Source organism: Nitrosomonas communis (assembly GCF_900114745.1).
Lineage (GTDB): Bacteria > Pseudomonadota > Gammaproteobacteria > Burkholderiales > Nitrosomonadaceae > Nitrosomonas > Nitrosomonas communis_A.
In genome coordinates this window covers 1-1,478 of sequence record NZ_FOUB01000173.1, presented here as the reverse complement: position 1 = coordinate 1,478, position 1,478 = coordinate 1, and the positions used below count along the sequence as shown (strand labels likewise).

The window sequence follows — 1,478 nt, the reverse complement described above, 5'->3', positions numbered from 1 at the left end:
CGCGATTATTTTCAGGAAGTCAAACGGCATCCCAACGCGGACATCCTTTACCTCTCACCACCATTCGAAACCGTACATAAGACGTACGTCATTAACATCATCCGCATAATTCCGGGGGAGCAGGGCGAATTTGACGGCCTCGTCTCTGCGACGCTTGATCCGGAATATTTCAAAACCCTTATGATGTCAGTGCAATATGCGCCAAGTATGTGGGTCGCTCTTGCACACAGCGATGGCTTGATATTCCTCATGATGCCTGAAAGAGATAATATAGAAGGAATGAATCTGAGGCATCCTGATTCGTTCTTTACGCGACATCAGAGTAGTGGCAAAAAGGAGGAAGTATTCACGGGTATCGTGTATGCCACTCAGGAGCATGGCATGCTCGCTCTGCGCACTACTTATCCGCCAGATCTCAAGATGGACAAATCTTTGGTAGTGGCTGTCAATCGTGATTCCGATTCCATCTTCCAGTCATGGCGACAGCACGTTTTAGCTCAAGGGATACTTTTTGGAGTAATTGTACTTGCTTCCACCATGGGACTATTTTTCCACCAACACCGCCAGCGTAAGCTCGAGAAAGAGGCAGTGCAAGCTCGTGTACTGATTAATCGGTTCAGTTTTGCACTGGATCGTATCCCCACGTATATTTTCATGAAGGACCAACAGCGGCGTTATGTCTACGCCAACCGGTCGACCCTGGAGTTATTCAAGTGTTCGGCAGAGGAGCTTGCGGGCAGCTCCGATTCGCGTTTTTTTCCACCCGAAACGGTAGCCAAAATGCATGACATCGACACACGTGTGCTCATCCATGGCGAAGATACTGCAGAGAAAGTCATCTGCAAGAGTGAGGATGGCAACATGCGCATCTACTGGGAGATTAAAACGCCGATTTACGAAAACGATAAGAAGACCAGGATCTGTGGGCTATGCGGTATTTCTACGGATATTACAGAGCTGGAGATGTTGAAAGAAAAGCTTGAGCAACAGGCACGCCAGGACTATCTGACCGGACTGTTCAACCGCCGCTTTTTCATGGAGCAGGGCCACGCCGAGCTTATTCGTGCACAGCGATATGGCCATGCTCTTTCCATGCTCATGCTCGACATCGACAACTTCAAAAAGGTCAACGACAGACATGGGCATCAGGCGGGTGATGCTGTGCTCAAACGGCTTGCCGATGTCATGCGCAAAATACTCCGTACAGTCGATATCACCGGACGTATAGGCGGGGAAGAGTTTGCCGTATTGTTGCCTGAGACCGATCCTCAAAGGGCATCAGAAGTTGCGGAGCGCTTGCGCGAGGATGTGGCCTGTACCGCAGTGACGCTGGAGACGGGTATGCCGCTGTATTTCAAGGTATCGATAGGCGTGGCTAGTCTCAAGGATAGAAACACCGACCTAAATACGCTGCTCAATCAGGCAGACAAAGCGCTGTATCAGGCGAAGGAGAGTGGGCGGAACAGAGTGTGCCTTGC

The 1,478-nt window shown here is 50.2% G+C and carries 1 protein-coding gene; it reads left to right on the top strand.

Annotated elements, in window-relative coordinates; all coding sequences use genetic code 11:
• Positions 1 to 249: 249 nt before the first annotated feature.
• The coding region (locus BM122_RS21210) for a sensor domain-containing diguanylate cyclase (protein ID WP_177198255.1) at positions 250 to 1,478 on the top strand (1,229 nt) is incomplete at its 3' end.